Here is an 18,897-nt window from a genome sequence, read left to right as displayed (position 1 = left end):
TCTTACCTTAACATTTCGTAGAGCAAATGGTTCCTTTTCGCAAAAAAATGCCCCGTATGCTGCGGGGCAGTAAAACTTGGCAGAATTGTGCTTGCACCTTGGATAGTTAGGAGGTTCGGTAAGTGTCGTTGAACCGCTTGCGCAGTTCATTTTTCTGTACTTTGCCCATCGTATTGCGCGGCAGTTCATCGACAAAGAAGACCCGCTTGGGCTGCTTGTACTTAGCCAAGCGGCCATCTAAATGATTAATCACTTTAGCCTCTTCAAGTGTGACGCCTGGTTGGCGCACGACAACGGCGGTAACGCCTTCACCAAAATCAGGGTGGGGGAGGCCGATCACGGCGGATTCGGCCACTTGATCAAGCTCGTCGATCACCTGCTCCACCTCTTTGGGGTAGACGTTGTAGCCGCCGGAAATCACCAGGTCTTTGTCACGACCGACGATATGCACGTAGCCCTGGTCGTCTACCAGGGCGAGATCGCCGGTAATGAAAAAGCCGTCGTCTAACAGCTCCTCACGGGTTTTTTCAGGCATTTGCCAGTAGCCGATAAACACATTTGGGCCGCGAATCTGCAGCATGCCAATCTCACCGCGTGGCACCTCAGCGCCAGTTTCTCGGTCGGTAATACGCATCTCCACGCCGGGTAGTGGCATACCCACGGTGCCTGCCCGCCGTGCCCCCTCATAGGGGTTGGAGAGGTTCATATTGGTTTCGGTCATACCGTAGCGCTCAAGAATCGCATGGCCCGTTTTGGCTTCAAATGCCTCGTGGGTTTCGGCGGTAAGCGGGGCAGAGCCGGAAACGAACAGCCGCATATTGGCGGTAGCTTCTGGGGTCAGTCGTTCGTCCTGCACCAGACGGGTATAGAAAGTGGGAACGCCCATCATCACGCTGCCACGGGGCAGCTCGTCAAAAATCACATCGGCATCGAACTTAGGCAGGAAGAGCATGCTGGCGCCCGCCATCAGGGTGACATTGCAGGCGACGAACAGGCCGTGGGTGTGGAAGATCGGCAGTGCATGGATCAACCGATCATCAGCGCTGAAGTGCCACGCTTTGGCCAGGGTGTCGGCGTTAGAGGCTAGGTTTTTGTGCGTCAGCATGGCGCCTTTGGAGCGCCCGGTGGTGCCCGAGGTGTAAAGGATCGCAGCCAGGTCACGCTCGCCAAGCGCGACGATATCTTCTCGTGGGGTTGCCGCTTGGGCGGTTTCCATCAGGCTGCCATCCGCGGCGCTGCCCAGGGTGGCCACCGCCGGGCAGCCGGTCTCAGCAGCAAGCGCCTGGGCCTCATCTAGCAATTTAGGGCGGCAAACAAACAGCGCGGGCTCTGCGTCGTTTAAAAAGTAGCGTATCTCATCGCCGGTGTAGCCGGTATTTAAGGGCAGATAGACGCCGCCGATTCGCAGGCAGGCCAGGTAAAGCAAAATGGCTTCAGGGCTTTTGTCCACCTGCACGGCAACGCGGTCGCCTTGCTTAACGCCTAGCTGGGTTAGTGCACCGGCAAGCTGCGCACTGATGGTTAGCGCATCGGCGTAGCGATAGCGGCGGCCGTCGCGGGTGGTAATAAAATCGGCCTCTGCGCGTTCGCGCATTTTGGCAGCAAAGGTTTCAAATAGGTTGTGGCTCATTTGGTGGTCTCTCCTTTGGCCAGCTTGCGGGCGCGTTTGGCGAGGTCACGCACCTCATTTGAGCAAGCAACGGTTGCCTTGGCGGTATAGTTTTCGTGATTGCGCTCGATATCGTCCAGCACATAGAGGTAGTTGACCATCAGCCCGGCGGCTTGTTTAAGGCCCTTCTCGGAGATATCGCCCAACCAGTTAATACGGTGTAGTTCGGCGCCGTTGCCGAGGTGAAAGCGAGCCACCGGGTTGAGTGGCAGGCCGTGGCGGTTCTTCTCTTCGACCAGATAGCGCGCGGCCAGCGGACGAATAATGGCTTTGAGCTCCTCTTCGCGGGGTTTGTCCTGATGCCAGCCCGGTGTTTCAAGCCCTTTGAGTGGCTTACGCAGTGACGCGGGAAGCTGCTCATCATCACGCTGCCCCTGAAGCCACTGGGCAAAACCAGGCACCGGCGAGAGGGTGACGAAGTATTTAAGCTGCGGCAGTTCCTGAGAGAGTTCTTGCACTACCTGCTTGATCAAAAAATTACCGAAGGAGATACCGCGCAGGCCGGTCTGGCAGTTGCTGATACCAAAGAACGCCGCTGTATCGGCATCTTCGGGGTCGTCGATACCTTTTTTGCTATAGCTGCTTTCGCCAGAAAGGATGGGCTGAATACGGCTTGGCAGACCCTTATGCAGGGCCACCTCCACAAAGATCAGTGGTTCGTCGCCAATCGCCGGGTGGAAAAAGGCAAAGCAGCGCCGATCACGGGCATCCAGCCGCCGACGCAGGTCGTCCCAATCCTGAATTTCATGCACCGCTTCGTAGCGGATGATCTTCTCTAAAATCGACGCGGGCGTGTTCCAGTCAATGCGCTTGAGCATCAAAAATCCGCGGTTGAACCAGGAGCCGAACAGATGGGCGAAATCGTCATCAATGGCCGCCAGCTCGGGCTGTTCACGCAGCAACGCCAGCAGGTCTTCACGCATTTTAACCAGCTCATAGGTGCCGTCGCTGGCCAGGTTTAAACGCCGGAAAAGCTCCTGCCTGCGTGGCTCGCAGGCTTCAAACAGGCGCTGTAGCGATTGGTTGTCGCGAACCTCTTGATACGCCAGATAAGCCGCGTCAATGGGGCCGGGCTCGGCTGCAAAGTCAGCCGTCAGGCGGGCAAAGAAGTGGCTCTTCTCAGCCGCCGAAAGGCGTTGGTAAATCGCCAGGGCGCGGCTTGCCAGCGCAATGCTGGAGGCTTCGCCATCGCTTTCCAGCAGCTTGTGGCAGGCGTTAATCAACTGCCCATGGTCGGGCATTAAGGTTTCGGGATGGCGGCGCCGCAACAGCGCATCACGCTGGGTGATATTGTTGAACAGCTCCTGCAAAAACAGCATATTCATGATCGAACTCCTTAACCCATGATCAAGTTAGGTAGCCAGAGCGCGATGCCCGGGAAGAGACACAGCAGCAAGATACCCAGCACCATGCACAGCGCGTAGGGCAAGCTTCCCATCAGAATGTCGCGCAGCGAAATATCCGGCGCGATGCCTTTAATAATGAACAGGTTGAGGCCCACCGGCGGCGTAATCAGGCCAATCTCAAGGTTGATAGTCAAAATCACCGCAAACCAGTAAGGGTCGAAGTTAGCCGCCAGAATAATGGGTAGCAGAATCGGCGCGGTCATCACGATCACGGCCACGGGCGGCAGGAAGAAACCCGCCACTAGCAGGAAGAGATTAATCACCCCCATCAGTGCCCATCGGTTGATCTCCAGATCAGCAATCGCGGCGGCCACGGTTTGGGTAATAAACATGGAGGAGAGTGCATAGGCGAACACTTCGGCGGTGGCGATCACCAGCATGATCATCACGCTTTCCCGCAACGAGTCGCGCATAATCAGTTTGATCGGTCCCAACTGCCACATACGGTAGATCAGAATAGCCAGCGCCAGACAGAGGAATGCACCCACGCCCGCCGCCTCTGAAGGTGTTGCCACCCCGCCATAAAGGGCAAACAGGATGCCCGCGACCACGCCCAGGAAAGGCAGAACACGGACGAGCGCTTTCAGGTTGGTATCAACATTCTGTTTAACGTTCTGTTTGAGTCGTTCGACGGACTCCGCCATCGGGTTGTTATAGCCACCGGCCAGCTTGCAGGCGATCATCGTCCAGATCATAAACAGGCCCGCGAGCATAAAGCCTGGCACTACCCCGGCAATAAACAGTCGACCAATAGAGGTTTCGGTGGAGATGCCATAGATAATCATGGTGACCGAGGGCGGAATCAGAATGCCCAGGGTGCCACCCGCGGCAATACAGCCCGCCGCTACGCCATCCGGATAGCCGCGCATACGCATTTCGGGTATGCCCATTTTGCCAATCGCTGCACAAGTGGCGGGGGACGAACCCGAGAGCGCAGCAAAGATAGAGCAAGCGCCGATATTGGAAACCGCCAAGCCGCCGGGCAGCTTGCCCATCCAGAGATCCAGCGAGCGATACAGGTCGCGCCCGGTGGGGGAGGAGGCCACCGCGGCGCCCATCAGAATAAACATCGGAATGGCGACAAAACCAAACTCGGCGATGCGGTCAAAAAAGGTTTCCCCGAAGTAGGTGAGCTCGGATAGGCCACGGTCATAGATCAGTGCCAGCAGCGATACACCGCCTAGGGCAAAAGCGATAGGGGTGCCAATAGCCATCAGCGCAATCAGCGCGATGGCGACAATAATGCCTAAGGTAATGGGATCCATGCTTAGCTCTCCCCACGCAGAATTTCAGCCACATACTGCAGCGACAGCAGGGTGGCGCCGACGGCCATGGGCAGCAGGGCGGGCCACAGCGGTGGATTCCAGACGGAACCCGTAGTCCACCCGCCGTGGAGCGCCTCAAAGACATACACCCAACTGGCGTATGCCAGGGCAGCACAAAAACCCAACCCAAACAGCGAAGCGATCAAACGCATGATGGTGCGGGAAATGCCGCCCAGCGCATCGGGAACAATAGTGATGGCAACATGGCCACCGGTCATCAGCACATAGGGGCTGCCCATTAACATTGCCGCCGTTACCGAAAATATGGTGAATTCGGTCTGCCAACTGGTGCTCATTCCGAGTAAGTAGCGAATAAAGACCATCTGGCAGATCACTAACACGCCAGCGATAAACATGGCGCAGGCCAAATAGGCGGAAAGTCGCGAGAGCTTATCCATGACGCGAATGTAGCTGCCAATGATCCCCCCGCGTGCCAGGGCATTGTGAGTCGTTACAGGTGCCATATTTCCCTCGTCAAGCCGGTTATCTCGCCAAGCTAAGCAAGCATCAGTAGAAGGCGACCACCCCGGTTGGAGTGGCCGAGCCGTTAGGCAATTAGCGGTTGCTTACTCGACGGCCAGCGCCGCATCGATAATGGCTTGGCCGTTGGGAACGTTCTCGGCAAAGTTTTTGTAGGAAGTCTCCCGGGCAATCTCAAGCCAGGCGTTGTAGTCCTCTTCGCTCATGCTGACGACCTCGACGCCGTTCTCCTCGTAAAGATCGACCATCTCCTGATCGATGGCAGCGGCCTCTTCAGCAAAAAACGCTTCTGCCGCTTCACCGGCTTCCATCAGCGCCGCTTGCTGCTCTTCGTTAAGCCCCTGCCATACCTGCTCGGAGATCAGAATCGGCTCGTACATGAACCACAGTGCGAAGTCGCCCGGTTCGGTCAGACACTCGACCTGCTCGTAGAGGCGGAAGGAGATAAACGACATAGACGATGTATTGGCGGCGTCCAGTACACCGGTTTGCATGGCGGTGTAAACCTCAGAGGAGGGCATTGATGCGATCGAAGCTCCGGCGGCTTCCAGCATCTCTTCAAAGGCGGGCCCAGCAGCACGCAGGTTCTGACCCTCTACAGTATCGGGGGAGGTAATGCAGCGCTCGCTAGAGGCGAAACCACCGGACAGCCACGCATCTGAGAGCACCCGAGCGCCACCGTCCAGAATCACCGCTTTGATCATCTCCATGTATTCGGAGTCGTTTAGGCGCTGCGCATGCGCCTGGTTGCGTACTAAGCCAGGCATCAGCGTAGCAGAGAACTCGGGGTGCCGACCGCTGGCATAGTCCAGCGGTAGCGAGGTGATATCCAGGCGCCCTCGGGCCAGGGCGCCCCACTGTTCACGCGCTTTGAACAGCGATTGGCCGGGATAGACTTCGATGGTCAGTCCCACATCCGCTTCGGCCACGTGGCGGGCCATCATTTGTACCATTTCATCGCGAACATCGCCCTGGCCTCCAGGAAATTGGTGGGACGCGCGCAGCACGGTATCGGCGGAAGCGTGGGAAGCCGCAATGGCGAGACCAAGGGCGGCGGCAGTAGAGATCAAATAGCGTTGCATGTGGCGTCTCCAACAGTTGTTGTTGTGTGTTTGGATGAGCTTTATATGTTTATCAGCTAGGCTGATATATATATCAATAGGCGCTACGTATGCTAATGTCAACTATATGACAGTATTAAACGGCTAAGATGGGCCGCGATCCACGGAGGTAAAACATGACGGGCACAAAGCGATCCAATGCTCAGCGTTTAAGAGATTCTCTTGAGGATGACATCATCAATGGCCGCCGTTTACCGGGAGAGCGGCTGGATCCAGAAGCCTTGGGTCGTGAGTTTGAGGTCTCGCGTACCCCGGTGCGCGAAGCCTTTCAGCAACTGGTCGCCAGTGGCTTGGTGACCGTTTCGCCTAAGAAGGGCACCTTCGTTGCGAAAGTGGGCATTGATCAACTGATCGAGATGTTCGAGGTAATGGCGGAACTTGAAGGCATGTGTGGCCGTCTGGCGGCACGGCGGATCACCGAGCAGGAACTGGCCGCATTAAAAGAAGCCCACCAGCGCTGCGAAGCGGCGGCGCTGGCCGGTGATAGCGACGAGTACTACTACGAAAATGAAGGGTTTCACGACTGTATCTACACCGCTAGCCACAACACTTTTTTGGCCAGCGAAGCGCGCCAACTTAAACAACGTTTAAAGCCTTATCGGCGCCTGCAACTCCAGGTGCGTCAGCGGGTAAATAACTCCCTCAGCGAGCACCAAACCATTGTGGAAGCCATTGAACAGGGTGATTCCATCGCGGCGCAGCAAGCCCTAAGCGATCATGTGTTGATTCAAGGTGAGCGCTTTAGCGACTTCGTTTCCAGTGTACGCCGCATGGAGGCACCGCTAGAAAAAACGGGCTAATTCCGGCCCCTATAAAGTGAATTGATCGGACAGCGAATTTATCGGTATGTCCGTATCAGTGGGGTAATCGTCCTTGCCGACATAAGCCGCAGCGCTGACACTCTCTCTAATGCTTCGATTCCCCCTTAGCGGAGAGAGACTGTGACTCGCCATGTTGCTCTATTTGCCTATCCCAACTGCCAACTGCTGGATGTCAGCGGCCCCTGGCAGGTGTTTGCCAGCGCCAATGCGCTAAGCCCCCAGCCGCTCTACCAGCTGACTCTGGTCGCCGATGCCGTTGGCCCGGTTGCCACCAATGGCGGCTTAGCCGTGCACGCTACGCACACCTACCATCAACTGGCTAATTTACTGCCCCTGGATACGCTTTTGGTGGCGGGGGGCAGTGGCGTGATGCAGCAGCGTGACATAGCCGCTGTGAAACAGGCGCTTTGTGACGTCGCCCCAGCGGTGCGGCGGCTTGGGTCAATCTGCTCCGGGGCATTTTTGTTAGCCGCTACAGGGTTGCTGGATGGCTGCCGTGTTACCACCCACTGGCGCCATGCGCCTCAACTGGCGGATGAGTACCCCGCATTAAGCGTTGAGCCCGATGCGCTCTATGTCGAAAGCAGTGGTCGCTACACCAGCGCCGGTGTCACGGCGGGCATCGATTTGGCGCTTTCGCTGGTAGAGGCGGATCACGGTGCTGATCTAGCCGGTCGAGTGGCCCGTGAGCTAGTGGTATTTTTACAGCGACCAGGTGGACAGTCCCAGTTCAGCGAGATACTGCGGCACCAACAAGAGGCGGGGCCACTGCGCCGCTTGCTGGATCAACTGCACGCCGATCCCAGTGTGGAGCATGGGATTGAGAGTATGGCGGATATGATGGCGGTCTCTCCACGCCATTTAACCCGGCTATTTAGACGCTACTTAAATACCACCCCCGGCGCTTACCTCACCCAACTACGCCTTGAGCAAGCGCGTCTGGCGCTGCTCAACGGTCGCGAACAGCTCTCCCTTGAGCGCCTGGCACAACGCTGGCGGCTGGGTGGGGCGGAGCAACTGCGCCGCCAGTTTCAGCGCTATTACGGCGTATCGCCCTCGGTCTATCGCCAACGCTTTGCGTCTTCCCACACTGATCCACTTCAGGAGCGTCTCTCATGCCTTTAACCGTCACCCTGCTATCACTTTGCCAAGCGTTGCTGGTCACCGGCAACGTCTTGCTGATCGCAGTGTCACCGCTAATCGGGGCCTCTTTGGCTCCTAGCGCGTCATGGTCAACCGCGCCGGTGGCCACCCAGTGGCTGGGGTTGATGTGTGCCACCATACCTGCCTCGTTAATCATGGCCAGGCTGGGGCGTAAACGTGGCTTTGTGCTGGGCAATATCGTCGGATTGGTGGGCGCACTGACGGCCGTACAGGCGCTGATCGGTGAGCATTTTGGGCTATTTCTGCTGGCCACCTGGTTGATTGGTATCGGCATTGGGTTTGGCCAGCTCTATCGCTTTGCCGCGGTGGAGGCTGCTCCCGCGCAGCTGCGCGACCGGGCGATTGGCTTGGTAATGGGGGGCGGTGTGCTAGCAGCGTTCGCCGGGCCGTGGTTGTCTAGGGTGAGTCGTGAGTTGGGGGAGGTGCCATTTCTGGGCAGCTTTATGGGGTTAGCCGTGATCTACGCACTGGCGCTAGTGGTGCTGATGCTGACACGGCTACCGCCTGCATCCCGTACCCACGGCGAAGGCAGCGCACTGCCTCTGGGTAAGATACTCCGCCAGCCTGGATTTATTGTGGCGGTGAGCGCGGCGATGGTCGGGTACGGCGTGATGAACCTGGCCATGACCGCCACGCCGCTTGCCATGGCGGGGGCTGGGCACCACTTTAACCACGTTTCCATGACCATTCAGTGGCATGTGGTGGCGATGTTTTTACCTTCGTTCTTTACCGGCCATTTGGCCACCCGTTTCGGCGCCAAGCAGGTCATTGTGGCAGGCTGCCTGCTGTTGGTAGCAAGTGCTTTGGTCGCCCAGTGGGGTATCGGTTTAGCCGGCTTCAACGTGGCGTTGATTCTGTTGGGCTTGGGTTGGAACTTTACCTTTCTGCCTGCCACAGGGCTGCTCACCGAGAGCTACCGCCCAGTGGATAAAGCGCGCACCCAGGCCGCCAACGAGTTTTTAGTCTTTGGCACCGCCGCTATCACTGCATTGCTCGCCGGCCCCTTGGTCAGCGGTTTAGGATGGGCGACGCTTAACCTACTGCTGATCCCCGTCGCACTGGTGCCCTTGATAGTGCTGGTGTGGCAGCAGCGAGCCAGACCGGCAAGCGCTTAAAAATCCCCTGGCGCGCACTGCAGGCAAGTAAGCCCGAGTGCGCGCCACTGGGCGACCACGGCGTCACGGTCGTCCAGCACCAGCCAAGGTGCAAAGCCGTCGCTGCGCATTTGCTTGAGCAGTGCGGCTTTTACCTCTTCATCATCCACATGATCATCGCCTTCAGGGCGCAGGTACATGGCATCAAAGGGGATGGTGTGGCGCTCTAACCAGCGCTGGGTGTGCCCACGGTGGCTATCCGGACGGCCGCTGCAAATCACGATCTGCTGGCCTTGAGCCTTCAGAATCTTAACCAGTTTGGCCACTGCTTCGATCACCGGCGCTTCGGCCATATGGGCAAAGAAGGGTTCCCACTGTTTTTGGCTGCCCAGCACCCAGTCGCTGACTTGGTGAGGGTGAAACTCGGCTAAGGTACCGTCAACATCGACAATGACTGCGGACATGCAAAACTCCCTAAACAGGAAAGGTGACTAAACGTGAATGAGTAGAGAAACGCTGGGCAGTGCAGAGACGATCGCCTAGTAGCCCCTGCCAGGCGTTTAATTCGTTATCGCTAAAGCGGGTAAATAGCGGCACCACTTGGGTGGCGCCTAGCTGATCGGCAAGCGCCACCAGATGTGAGGCACGCAGGTGTACATTCCAGCGCTGCCAGCTTATTTCACCCGCGGCTAACTGGGCGCGGCGATCAGGGGTTAGATAACCGGTGTGGAGCAGTTGGTGATTGGACCACTGTGCCGGGGTATCGTTGCGGTCACACATCAACTGAAGGGTTGGCGGGCAAGCGTTTTGCCGTGCTAACAGCAAGCGAATCGAGTGGTCGAGCCCAGGCCGACGCAGTGTTGCAGGCAGAGCCAAGAGCGCGGCCAGGTTGTCGCGAATCACCGGGTCGATAGCGAGTGTTAACTGTCGCCGATCCGCCTCTTCCGCCAGCCAGAGTGCCATTTCCAGGGCGCGACCGGTCTCCGGCACCGGAAACGCCAGCGGCTGATCAAGGCGTTCACTAATAGCCTGAACACAATACGCTTGGGGCTGGTCGTAGCTGCCGTAGGAGGCATCCAGCAGCGCAATACGTGCTGGTGGTGGCGTATCAAACGGAAAAAGGCGTGATTCAAAACAGGCGTCGCCGCTATAGAAAATGCCGCCTCCCACCGCTAAATGTAGCCACACACCGCCTAGGGAGTGCCCCGCCTGGCCGGTCGTGACGGTGATGCCTTCCACCTCTAGCGCGCCGCGCTCGGGCAGGGGGTGCCAAGCGCGGTTGGGAGGCAGTGCCTTGGCCACCAGCGGTGTGCAGTACAGTGGCACGTCCTCCGCCAGTTCGGCCACGCCGCCGATATGGTCAATATGGTCGTGGCTAATCAGTACGGCATCCACATCCAGGTTGTTCGCCCAAGTCATGGTGTCATCCGGGTGGAGTGCACCGCCTGCATCCAGCAGTAGGCGTTTTCCCTGGGCTTCTACCACTATCGCAGCAGGCCCTTTGGCGCCTAAACCACTGAGAATCTCGATAGTGACACTCATTGGTCGGGCTCCAGACACCAGCCCTGGTGAAGACTGACGGCAACCTGGCTGCCCAGTGCAGGCGCGCTGTGATGGTAGGCCAACAGCGTTTCACCGCTGGGCAGGCGCAGCGTTAGCTCATAGCGCTCGCCGCGGAAAATCACGCTCTCCACCAGGGCGGCAAGCTGGTTATCAGTGGGAGCTGCGGAGGATGCGGGTGCTGCGCTGATCTGGATATGCTCAGGGCGCACCAGCACGCTTTGGGTGCGCTCGGACGCGATGGCGTTGAGACCGCGCATCAGGGTAGCGCCCTCAAGGCACTTCCCAGGGTGACCGGCGGCGACCTTTAATTGGCTGCCCTGGCCGATAAAACCCGCTACCCAGGCGGTTCGCGGCTGCCGATAAAGCGTTTCGGGGGCGCCCCACTGAACCAGCTTACCCGCTTTCATCACGGCGATTTTATCCGCTAGCGCCATGGCTTCGGTTTGGTCGTGGGTGACGTAAACCAAGGTGGCGCCGGTACGCCGATGAAAATCGCGGAAACTGTGCTCCATGGTGGCGCGCAGGTGACGGTCAAGGTTGGCCAGCGGTTCATCCAGCAGCACCACCGAGGGATCGCTCACCAAACAACGTGCCAAGGCGACGCGCTGGCGCTGACCACCGCTGAGCGCCTGGGGCATGCGGTCAGCGTAGGCATCAAGCTCCACCAGGGCCAGGGCCTGATTAACCTTTTGGTGATACGCCGCCCCGCGCAGGCCGCGCAGTTTGACCGGGTAGCCCACGTTGTCCGCCACGCTCATATGCGGCCATAGCGCGTAGGACTGGAACACCATGGCCATATTGCGCTGCTCAGGGGGCATATGGGTATCAGCGCTTGCCAGGGTTCGATTGGCTAATTGAATCGTACCGTTGTTGACCGTCTCAAACCCCGCCAACATGCGCAGCATGGTGGTTTTGCCACAGCCGCTGGGGCCGAGCAGGGCGACAAACTCACCTGGATTGATCGTCAGCGACAGCGCCTCAACGGCCGTCTGCTCGCCAAAGCGTTTGGTAACACGGTCAATTGTTAGCCCAGCTGTGCTTAACTCTGATATACCTAGCTCGGATGTGCCTAGCTCTGCCATGGAATGACTCCTTTGGGTAATCGCGGTGCCAGTAAACTGAGCGTCAGCATCAGCGAGGCGACCATGACCACCACCAGCACTGATACCGCAGAGGCCAGTACGCTTTCGCCGCCTTCGTCGAGGTTGAAAATCAGTACGCCGAGGGTTTCGTTACCGGCGCTCCATAGCAGCGCTGACACGGTGAGTTCGTTAACCGCGAGTAGAAATACCAGCAGACCACCTGCGAACAGGGCGGGTGCTACTAGGGGTAAGATAATGCTGCCCAGGCGCCGCCAGGGGCCTGCACCCGCGAGCTGTGCCGCCTCTTCAAGAGAAGGATCCAGCTGCGCCAAGCTGGCCGCGACAGGCTTGACGCAGACCACCAGAAAGCGCGCCAGGTAAGCGATAAAAATCAGCCCCAGGGTGCCGTAGAGCGCCACATTGATAATCGGCAGCGGGCGAACAAAGAGCAGGATGCAGGCAATCGCCAACACCACGCCGGGCAGTGCATACGGGATCTCGATAGCGCTAAGAACCACGCCCCGCCAGCGCTCCGGTAAGCGCTGTAGCCGGTAAGCCAATGGCAGGCTCAGCAGCATGAGCGCCACGGCTGCGCTGCCCGCCAGCCACAGGCTGTTGTTAACCGCACGCCATGTTGCCCCTTGGCGACCCACTACTTCGGCATAAGCGTTTAGGGTGGCGGTCTCGGCGTTTAACGGCACGCCCATGGCGGGCACCAGCGAACTGATCACCAGGGCGAGCAGGGGCGCGACCAGAATAATCAGTAAGATCCCGACTAGCGTGGCGGTCACCAGCGAGCGCCAACGGCCTAGGGTAAAGTCGTGACAGCGGCCACTGTGGCCACCCAGCCCAAAGCGGCTGCGGTTCATCAACTGCTGCTGCAGCGCCACCCCGGCCAGCGCCAGCAACCCAATCAGCAAGGAGAGCGCAGCCATCTCTGCCAGCACACCGGTGCCGAAGTTGGCCATACGTTGATAGATCAGCGTGGGCAGCACGTAATAGCCAGCGGGAATGCCCAGCATGGCGGGAATGCCGAAGTTGCCAAGACTCGAGATAAACGCCATCGCGCCCCCGGCGATCAAGCCGCTACGGGTCACGGGGAGAATAATGTGACCCCATACCTGGGTCTGTTTGGCGCCGCTAATGCGGGCGGCCTCTATAAGCTCTCGGGGGAGTGAAAGCAGGCTGGTGCGCAGCGTCAGAAACACCAGTGGTGCGCTCTGGATGCCCAGCAGTAAAGCGATACCTTCAGCGGAGTAGAGCAGTTGCGGGCTGCCTAGTGGCGGTGCCATGCCAATACTCTTCAGCAGCGGGCTGGCCGGGCCAAAGAGCTGCAGCCAGCTCAAGGCGGTGACCTGGGGCGGAATCATCATCGGCAGCATAAAGCAGAACACCAGCCACGCTTTGCCACGAATATTGGTGAGCGTGATGGCAAAGGCGAATAGGCTGCCCAGCACCAGGGCGATCAGCATGCCAAGCCCCGAGGTATAAAGGCTATGCCAGAGTGCTCGCCAAGTGCTGGCGCTGTTGAGCACCTGCCACAGCGGCGATTGGCGGCCCTGGGCAAGGTCGCTCAACGCCTCAATCAGCAGGCGCAGGCTGGGCGCTAGGCTGAGCAGCACAATGGCGATCAGCAGGCTTGAAAGCAGCCAGCGGTGCTGGCTGCCGTACTTGTTGTCGCTGCCGTTATTGTCATAGTCGAGAGCGGGCGTCATGGTTACCCGCCGAATAGATCGCTAAAGCGCTGTTTAAGCTCGGCTTCCTGAGTCAGTGCCTGCTCGGTATCAACTGGCATCAAGTGAATGCTAGCGCGCTCGGGGAAGCCTTCCGGTGGGGCAACGTCGTTATGGGCAGGCAGATAACCCTGCTGGCTGACCAGCTCCTGGCCCTGCTGGGAAAGCACGAAATTAACAAATTTCTGAGCGGCATCGACATTCTCTGCGCCCTGCATAATAGCGACCGGTTCGGTCACCGCGCTCACGCCCTCTTCAGGAAATACGAATTCGACCGGCGAGCCTTTGGCAGCTTCACGAATTGGCAGAAAGTCCACCACGATGCCGTAGGGCTTGGTGCCAGCTGCTACGGCGTTAAAAACGCCGCCGTTCCCACCCTGGGCTTCGGTGTGGTTTTCGTGGAGCGCCTCGTAATATTCCAAGCCAAGATCAGGGTGGGCACTCATCGCCGCCATATGGATCAGCGCTGCGCCGGAGTAAAGCGGACTTGGCATCGTGACCATGCCTTCATAGTCAGGCCCCAGCAGGTCTTGCCAGCTCTGCGGCTGATGCTCGGCGCCGGTGTTATAGACAATCCCGGTAGTGATCAGCTTGGTGCCGTAGTAGTAGCCTTCTGGGTCATACAGCTCGGCGTCATAGCTATTACGCTCATCGCTTAAGTAGGCCTGCAGGTGACCTTCTTGTTTGAGCGACTCCATCGTCATGCTGTCGGCAATCAGCAGCACATCGGGGTTGCTAACGCCTGCCGAAAGCTCCGAACGTAGCCGGGTCATTAAGCGTGTCGTACCGTCGCGTACCCACTCCACTTCAATATCGGGATAGGCCGCTTCAAAGGCATCCACGGTCTGCTGGGCATCGCTATTGGGCTGGCTGGTGTAGAGGGTCAGCGTTTCGTTGGCCGCTACCTGAGCGGAAAGGGAAAAACTGGCTACCGCAATGGCCGCAGTAAGGGCAGATACCGGGATAGATGACAGGGAGCGCTTCAACATGGGTAAATCTCCAGTGAGTGAACCCCACCTAAGTTACTGTCATCTGCTTACAACAAAGTGACACTATGCTTTCGTTCAACATTTTGTGGCTTTCGTTTGCCGTACTTTTTGCTTTCGTTGTGCTGAGAGGGGCTATGCGCCAGTTCGAACGTCGACAACAGCTGTTACAGCGAATCCACTCACATGGGCGCCAGTCGGTAGACAGTCTGGCAACTGATTTTGGGGTGTCTGTGCAGACCCTGCGTGGGGATATTCGCCACCTAGCTGATAAGGGCTTGGTGCTGCGCCGCCAAGGTGAGGTGCTGCCCTTTCCCGAGCAGGAGAATATCGGCTACGACCAGCGTCAGATCGTCAACGTGGCGGGTAAACGGCAGATTGCGGCTCGGGCAGCGAGCTTGGTGCAGGATCATCAGGCGCTATTTCTAGGCACGGGAACTACGGTTGAGCAGTTGGCCGATGCGCTGAGTGGGAAGCAGGGCTTGCATATCATGACCAATAACCTGCATGCGCTGATTAAGCTGTGCCAGCTGAAGTGTGAGTTAGTGGTCGCGGGAGGGCGCGTTCGTCGTCGTGACCAGGACGTGATCGGCGGCGATGCCTGGCGGTTTTTTCAACGCTACCGTGCCGATGTGGGCATTGTGTCGGTGGGGGGAATGGATAGCCATGGCCAGCTTTATGACTACAACGACGACGAAGTCATGGCCCGTGAGGCGTTGTTGGCCCATGCCGGTTATCGAGTGTTGGTACTGGATAAAACCAAGTTCGACCTGCCACTGCGCTGCGCTGCAGGCCAACTAGGGGATTATGATGCCGTGGTCACCGATGTGCCGCTGCCTGACAGACTACGCAGCCCACTGGCTGCCCAAGGCGTACGGTTTTTGGGGTAAAGGTTCGCTTGACTGGTTGCTGCTATGCTTAGAGATTATGACTGGTATAGCGAGGGAAACAACCATGGCAGGCGGATGGGCAAAAGATGGCGCCGAGCAAGAGCAGATGGAGAGCACGTTAGAAGATGCGGTGCAGCGAGCTCGTAGTCAGTTGCCCCGTGGTGAGAGTCTTGATGTTTGCGAAGAGTGTGGCGACCCGATTCCCGAAGCGCGCCGCAAGGCCATTCCGGGGGTACGGCTTTGTGTGATCTGTCAAAGTGAACAGGACAAACAGCAGTCGGCCTTCAGTGGCTATAACCGTCGCGGTAGTAAAGATAGCCAACTGCGTTGAACGCCGGTTTCTAGGCGTCGTGGTCGGTGTCAGGTAGCTGCTTAAAATAGACAAAGCGGTGAAGACGAATCGCCGGACGAATTAATAGCTGTAAGCTACCAACCACAAATAACCATACGCCAACGGTTTGTACGGCACCTTGGTAAAAAAAGCAGACACTGCCGATCGTAAACCAGATGCCCAGCATGAAATCGTTGATCATGCTAAGCACCTCATAGCGCTGGTGCACAACGAGTTCGCGATGGCCAATGGTAAATGTCCAGTCGTGGGTTGCGGGGTCTTGCTCGCGCTGCATGGCTTACCTCCTTGTTCAGTAGCCGCTACCATATTATCAACAAAATTAAGGCGCTCGCTTTCATGGCGGCGTCTTTTTTTAATGACTGATTAATTAAAGGGCATGATATTTTACGTTTAAAGTAGTAACGGTATTCATTTTAACCAAACGTTACTATGGCACACTATAGTCGTATGCGGATGGAGTACTTGGTTTCTGGTAGCTGTTAGAGCTGTATAAAATCCCTGATAGTGTGGTGAGGCATTGAGGGCAAGTAATGATCAATGACGCGTTGCTGAAAGCCGTCGAAGATGGATTAGGGAAAGGCGCTTGGCGGTTGCGTTTTGCTGATGATGTAGAAGCACGCTTTGAAGCAGATACTCAGCGCCAGCGTAGTCGCCAGATGGTAGTGTCGGGGCTGATATCGGCAGTCATCTACTGCCTGTTTTTGATTAACGACTACAGCTTCCGACCGGATACTTTTACTTCGGCGCTTACGTTAAGGGTTGCGGTGATGCTGCCTTTCGGCTTACCTATTCTTTGGTTGGTCTACCGTGGCGTCTCCCCAGCGTTACGGGAGACTTTGATGGCGAGTACGGTTATCGTTGCTACGGTAATCTCTTGTATGATTTTTGCGAGTTCCACCGCTCCTTACTCTTATCTGGATGTCTTCTCCTTTGGGCTTATTTTGCTGGTGGGGAACATTGTTTATTCACTGCGCTTTAGCTACGCCGTATGTTCATCCGCAATAAGTGTTTTAATAATTCTGACCTTTGTCTTGCCATATGAGCCAATGCCAGCAGAAGCAAAACGGTTGGCTATATTCACGCTTATGGCTGTGGCAGTATTTAGTCTTGCCGCGAACTACCGCTTCGAGCGTAGCGAGCGGACCGCCTACCTACATGTATTGAAAGAGAAGCTCCGTGCAGGCTACTACTTAAAAGATAATAAAAAGTTGACTCGCATGTCGGTTACCGACTCTTTAACCACTCTGGCCAATCGACGCCAGTTCGATACGGTGTTCCCCGTCCGGTGGCAAGAGGCCGCCGACAAAGGGCTTTGCTTAGGACTTATGGTGATCGATATCGACCACTTCAAAGCGTACAACGACTATTATGGGCATCCCCAAGGCGATGTCTGTTTACGTCGGGTAGCGAAGGCCATGCAGGCCAACAGCCGCGATACTGACTTAGTGGTGCGCTTTGGCGGCGAAGAGTTTGTGGTGTTAATGGTCAATGCAACCCCTGATGCTTTAGAGCCAGCGGCGGAGCGGATCAGGCGCAGCGTGGAAGGCTTGCAGATCCCTAACCCCGGTGCCTCGGCGGAGAGCGTGGTCACGGTGAGTATCGGAGTAGCGGTACTTTGGCCAGGTGTTGGCCTTGCCCCCACCGAGTTATTATCCCAAGCAGATGCAGCGCTTTACGAAGCCAAGCGGCAAGGCCGCAACCGTATATGGGTGGCTAACTCAGAGGATTCACTCTCCGGCGATAACGCTAATGGTGGATTAGGTATATCAGCTCAGTAGCCGTTCACCATGCCTTTAAACGTTTTGTGAGGAATGACTTTTGGAGATTGATCAAGATTACCGCGCGCTCACCGTCGACACTCTTTCCCAGCGGCTTGGTGGTGTTGAGGCAGTGGCTAGTCGAGTGGGCGGTGAACCTGCCAGTTGGGAAATTCGCGAGGTGGGTGACGGCAACCTCAATCTGGTGTTTATTGTCTCCGGCAGCCACGGCAGCGTAGTGGTAAAACAGGCACTCCCCTATGTGAGAATGGTGGGAGAGAGTTGGCCGCTACCTATCTATCGCGCCCACTTTGAGTACTACGCCTTGGTGCGACAGGCCAAGCGAGCGCCGGGGATTGCCCCTGAAGTCTACTACTTCGACAAGCCCCAGGCGCTGATTGTGATGGAGTACCTCTACCCGCACAGAATCCTGCGCCGTAAGCTGATCGATGGAGAGCGCGTTGAGCAGCTTGGCGAAACCATTGGCCAATTCTGCGCCCGTACGGCGTTCCGTGGCTCGGAGCTTTCGCTGAGCAGCCCTGAGAAAAAGGCGGATGTAGGGCTGTTTTCCGGCAATGTTGCGATTCCCGCTATTACCGAATCGCTGGTATTTACCGACCCCTATTACGGCGCCGAAATGAATCACCACACACCGGAGCTTTCGCCAGTGGTGGATGAGCTACGCCGCAATGCACGGTTAAAAGCCAAAGTGCAGCGGCTGTTGATGAAATTCACCGCTAACACTGAAACCATGCTGCACGGTGATCTGCACTCTGGTTCCATCATGGCCACCGATACTGACGTCCGGGTGATCGACCCTGAGTTCTCTCAGTACGGCCCTATGGCGTTTGACCTAGGCATGGCAGTCGCTAACTTTCTGATGGCCTACTTCAGCCAGCCAGCGCATCGCTCGGAAGAGGAGCTTGAGTCGTATCAGGCATGGGTTTTGGAGGTTATTGAGGCGTGCTTTAGCAGCTTTGATGCCGAGTTCCGTCACCTATGGCAAACCGAACGTACCGGTATTCTGTTTCCGAAAGCCCTATTTGAAGAGCAGGGCAATAGCGCCGATGACGCCTGCGATGCACTGCTTGACGAGATCCGCCTGGATGCCCTGGCCTACTGCGGGATTGAAATGCACCGCCGGGTGCTATCCCTTGCTCACAACGCCGACTTCGAAGAGATCGAAGACACCGCCCTGCGCGCCAAGCTTGAAGCGCGCAACGTGCTGATGGGGCAAGCACTGATTATGGAACCGGAGACTTATAGCGATCTTACCGCTCTAACGGATCTTGCCAGAATGTATAACCAGCAAGAGGTGCTGTAAGCGCTTAACCATAGCTCGGCGTAACCTTCGGCACCGCTGCGCGCTGCTTCCGCGGGTGCGCTGACGCTTACGCCGCGCAACAAAGAGCCCAACTCAGCTATCGCCTAAGCCCCGTAGCGCGGCGTAACGA

18 protein-coding genes are annotated in these 18,897 nt (G+C 57.3%); 7 read left to right on the top strand and 11 right to left on the bottom strand.

Features of this window, described 5'->3' with window-relative positions; translation table 11 throughout:
- Positions 1 to 106: 106 nt before the first annotated feature.
- From ACFIOZ_RS18605 to dctP, 5 genes are all read right to left on the bottom strand, one after another.
- Positions 107 to 1,630: a malonate--CoA ligase gene (locus ACFIOZ_RS18605; protein WP_386080328.1), complete on the bottom strand. Its 1,524-nt coding sequence runs from the start codon at positions 1,628 to 1,630 to the stop codon at positions 107 to 109.
- Complete coding sequence (locus tag ACFIOZ_RS18600; RefSeq protein ID WP_386080326.1) at positions 1,627 to 2,994, bottom strand: malonyl-CoA decarboxylase; 1,368 nt, start codon at positions 2,992 to 2,994, stop codon at positions 1,627 to 1,629. The genes ACFIOZ_RS18605 and ACFIOZ_RS18600 overlap by 4 nt, the downstream gene beginning before the upstream one ends.
- An 11-nt stretch (positions 2,995 to 3,005) precedes the next feature.
- The gene (locus ACFIOZ_RS18595) at positions 3,006 to 4,340 is read right to left on the bottom strand and encodes a TRAP transporter large permease (protein WP_088701857.1); all 1,335 of its coding nucleotides are present in this window, start codon (positions 4,338 to 4,340) and stop codon (positions 3,006 to 3,008) included.
- 2 nt (positions 4,341 to 4,342) lie between these two features.
- Positions 4,343 to 4,864, bottom strand: a complete 522-nt coding sequence (locus ACFIOZ_RS18590) for a TRAP transporter small permease subunit (RefSeq protein ID WP_386080324.1) — start codon at positions 4,862 to 4,864, stop codon at positions 4,343 to 4,345.
- A gap of 102 nt (positions 4,865 to 4,966) precedes the next feature.
- Positions 4,967 to 5,962, bottom strand: a complete 996-nt coding sequence (gene dctP, locus ACFIOZ_RS18585; RefSeq protein ID WP_386080322.1) for a TRAP transporter substrate-binding protein DctP — start codon at positions 5,960 to 5,962, stop codon at positions 4,967 to 4,969.
- A 155-nt stretch (positions 5,963 to 6,117) separates the two neighbouring features.
- On the opposite strand from dctP, the gene ACFIOZ_RS18580 reads away from it, so the two are divergent.
- From ACFIOZ_RS18580 to ACFIOZ_RS18570, 3 genes are all read left to right on the top strand, one after another.
- Positions 6,118 to 6,801 (top strand): GntR family transcriptional regulator, encoded by a 684-nt coding sequence (locus ACFIOZ_RS18580; RefSeq protein WP_386080321.1) that lies wholly within the window; start codon positions 6,118 to 6,120, stop codon positions 6,799 to 6,801.
- A gap of 141 nt (positions 6,802 to 6,942) precedes the next feature.
- Positions 6,943 to 7,947, top strand: coding sequence for a GlxA family transcriptional regulator (locus ACFIOZ_RS18575; protein WP_386080320.1), 1,005 nt, complete (start codon positions 6,943 to 6,945; stop codon positions 7,945 to 7,947).
- Positions 7,938 to 9,101 (top strand): MFS transporter, encoded by a 1,164-nt coding sequence (locus ACFIOZ_RS18570; RefSeq protein WP_386080319.1) that lies wholly within the window; start codon positions 7,938 to 7,940, stop codon positions 9,099 to 9,101. Before ACFIOZ_RS18575 ends, ACFIOZ_RS18570 begins: the two co-directional genes overlap by 10 nt.
- Here ACFIOZ_RS18570 and ACFIOZ_RS18565 read toward each other — a convergent pair.
- The 5 genes from ACFIOZ_RS18565 to ACFIOZ_RS18545 are packed head-to-tail and all read right to left on the bottom strand — an operon-like array spanning position 9,098 to position 14,447.
- Positions 9,098 to 9,544 carry an HAD family acid phosphatase gene (locus tag ACFIOZ_RS18565; RefSeq protein WP_386080318.1) on the bottom strand — a complete coding sequence of 149 codons (447 nt, stop codon included), beginning with the start codon at positions 9,542 to 9,544 and terminating at the stop codon, positions 9,098 to 9,100. The genes ACFIOZ_RS18570 and ACFIOZ_RS18565 overlap by 4 nt on opposite strands.
- 10 nt (positions 9,545 to 9,554) lie before the next feature.
- Positions 9,555 to 10,622 carry an MBL fold metallo-hydrolase gene (locus ACFIOZ_RS18560; RefSeq protein ID WP_386080317.1) on the bottom strand — a complete coding sequence of 356 codons (1,068 nt, stop codon included), beginning with the start codon at positions 10,620 to 10,622 and terminating at the stop codon, positions 9,555 to 9,557.
- Positions 10,619 to 11,725, bottom strand: a complete 1,107-nt coding sequence (locus ACFIOZ_RS18555) for an ABC transporter ATP-binding protein (protein WP_386080316.1) — start codon at positions 11,723 to 11,725, stop codon at positions 10,619 to 10,621. The genes ACFIOZ_RS18560 and ACFIOZ_RS18555 overlap by 4 nt, the downstream gene beginning before the upstream one ends.
- The gene (locus ACFIOZ_RS18550) at positions 11,713 to 13,440 is read right to left on the bottom strand and encodes an ABC transporter permease (RefSeq protein ID WP_386080315.1); all 1,728 of its coding nucleotides are present in this window, start codon (positions 13,438 to 13,440) and stop codon (positions 11,713 to 11,715) included. Before ACFIOZ_RS18550 ends, ACFIOZ_RS18555 begins: the two co-directional genes overlap by 13 nt.
- 2 nt (positions 13,441 to 13,442) lie before the next feature.
- The gene (locus ACFIOZ_RS18545; protein ID WP_386080314.1) at positions 13,443 to 14,447 is read right to left on the bottom strand and encodes an ABC transporter substrate-binding protein; all 1,005 of its coding nucleotides are present in this window, start codon (positions 14,445 to 14,447) and stop codon (positions 13,443 to 13,445) included.
- A 134-nt stretch (positions 14,448 to 14,581) separates the two neighbouring features.
- On the opposite strand from ACFIOZ_RS18545, the gene ACFIOZ_RS18540 reads away from it, so the two are divergent.
- Entirely contained in the window at positions 14,582 to 15,334 is a 753-nt protein-coding gene (locus tag ACFIOZ_RS18540) for a DeoR/GlpR family DNA-binding transcription regulator (protein ID WP_386080312.1), read from the top strand.
- Positions 15,335 to 15,398: 64 nt separating this feature from the next.
- The gene (locus ACFIOZ_RS18535) at positions 15,399 to 15,665 is read left to right on the top strand and encodes a DksA/TraR family C4-type zinc finger protein (RefSeq protein WP_386080310.1); all 267 of its coding nucleotides are present in this window, start codon (positions 15,399 to 15,401) and stop codon (positions 15,663 to 15,665) included.
- A gap of 10 nt (positions 15,666 to 15,675) precedes the next feature.
- On the opposite strand, the gene ACFIOZ_RS18530 is transcribed toward ACFIOZ_RS18535, so the two are convergent.
- On the bottom strand, positions 15,676 to 15,960 hold the full coding sequence (locus ACFIOZ_RS18530) for a YrhK family protein (RefSeq protein ID WP_386080308.1): 285 nt from the start codon (positions 15,958 to 15,960) through the stop codon (positions 15,676 to 15,678).
- A gap of 256 nt (positions 15,961 to 16,216) precedes the next feature.
- On the opposite strand from ACFIOZ_RS18530, the gene ACFIOZ_RS18525 reads away from it, so the two are divergent.
- Both ACFIOZ_RS18525 and mtnK read left to right on the top strand, forming a co-directional pair.
- The gene (locus tag ACFIOZ_RS18525; protein ID WP_386080307.1) at positions 16,217 to 17,464 is read left to right on the top strand and encodes a diguanylate cyclase; all 1,248 of its coding nucleotides are present in this window, start codon (positions 16,217 to 16,219) and stop codon (positions 17,462 to 17,464) included.
- 40 nt (positions 17,465 to 17,504) lie between these two features.
- Positions 17,505 to 18,767: an S-methyl-5-thioribose kinase gene (gene mtnK / locus ACFIOZ_RS18520; protein WP_386080305.1), complete on the top strand. Its 1,263-nt coding sequence runs from the start codon at positions 17,505 to 17,507 to the stop codon at positions 18,765 to 18,767.
- Positions 18,768 to 18,897: the final 130 nt, after the last annotated feature.

This window comes from Vreelandella sp. F11 (assembly GCF_042466685.1).
Classification (GTDB): Bacteria; Pseudomonadota; Gammaproteobacteria; order Pseudomonadales; family Halomonadaceae; genus Vreelandella.
Note: the sequence above shows the minus strand (reverse complement) of the source record. Positions and strands in the feature narration are given on the sequence as shown.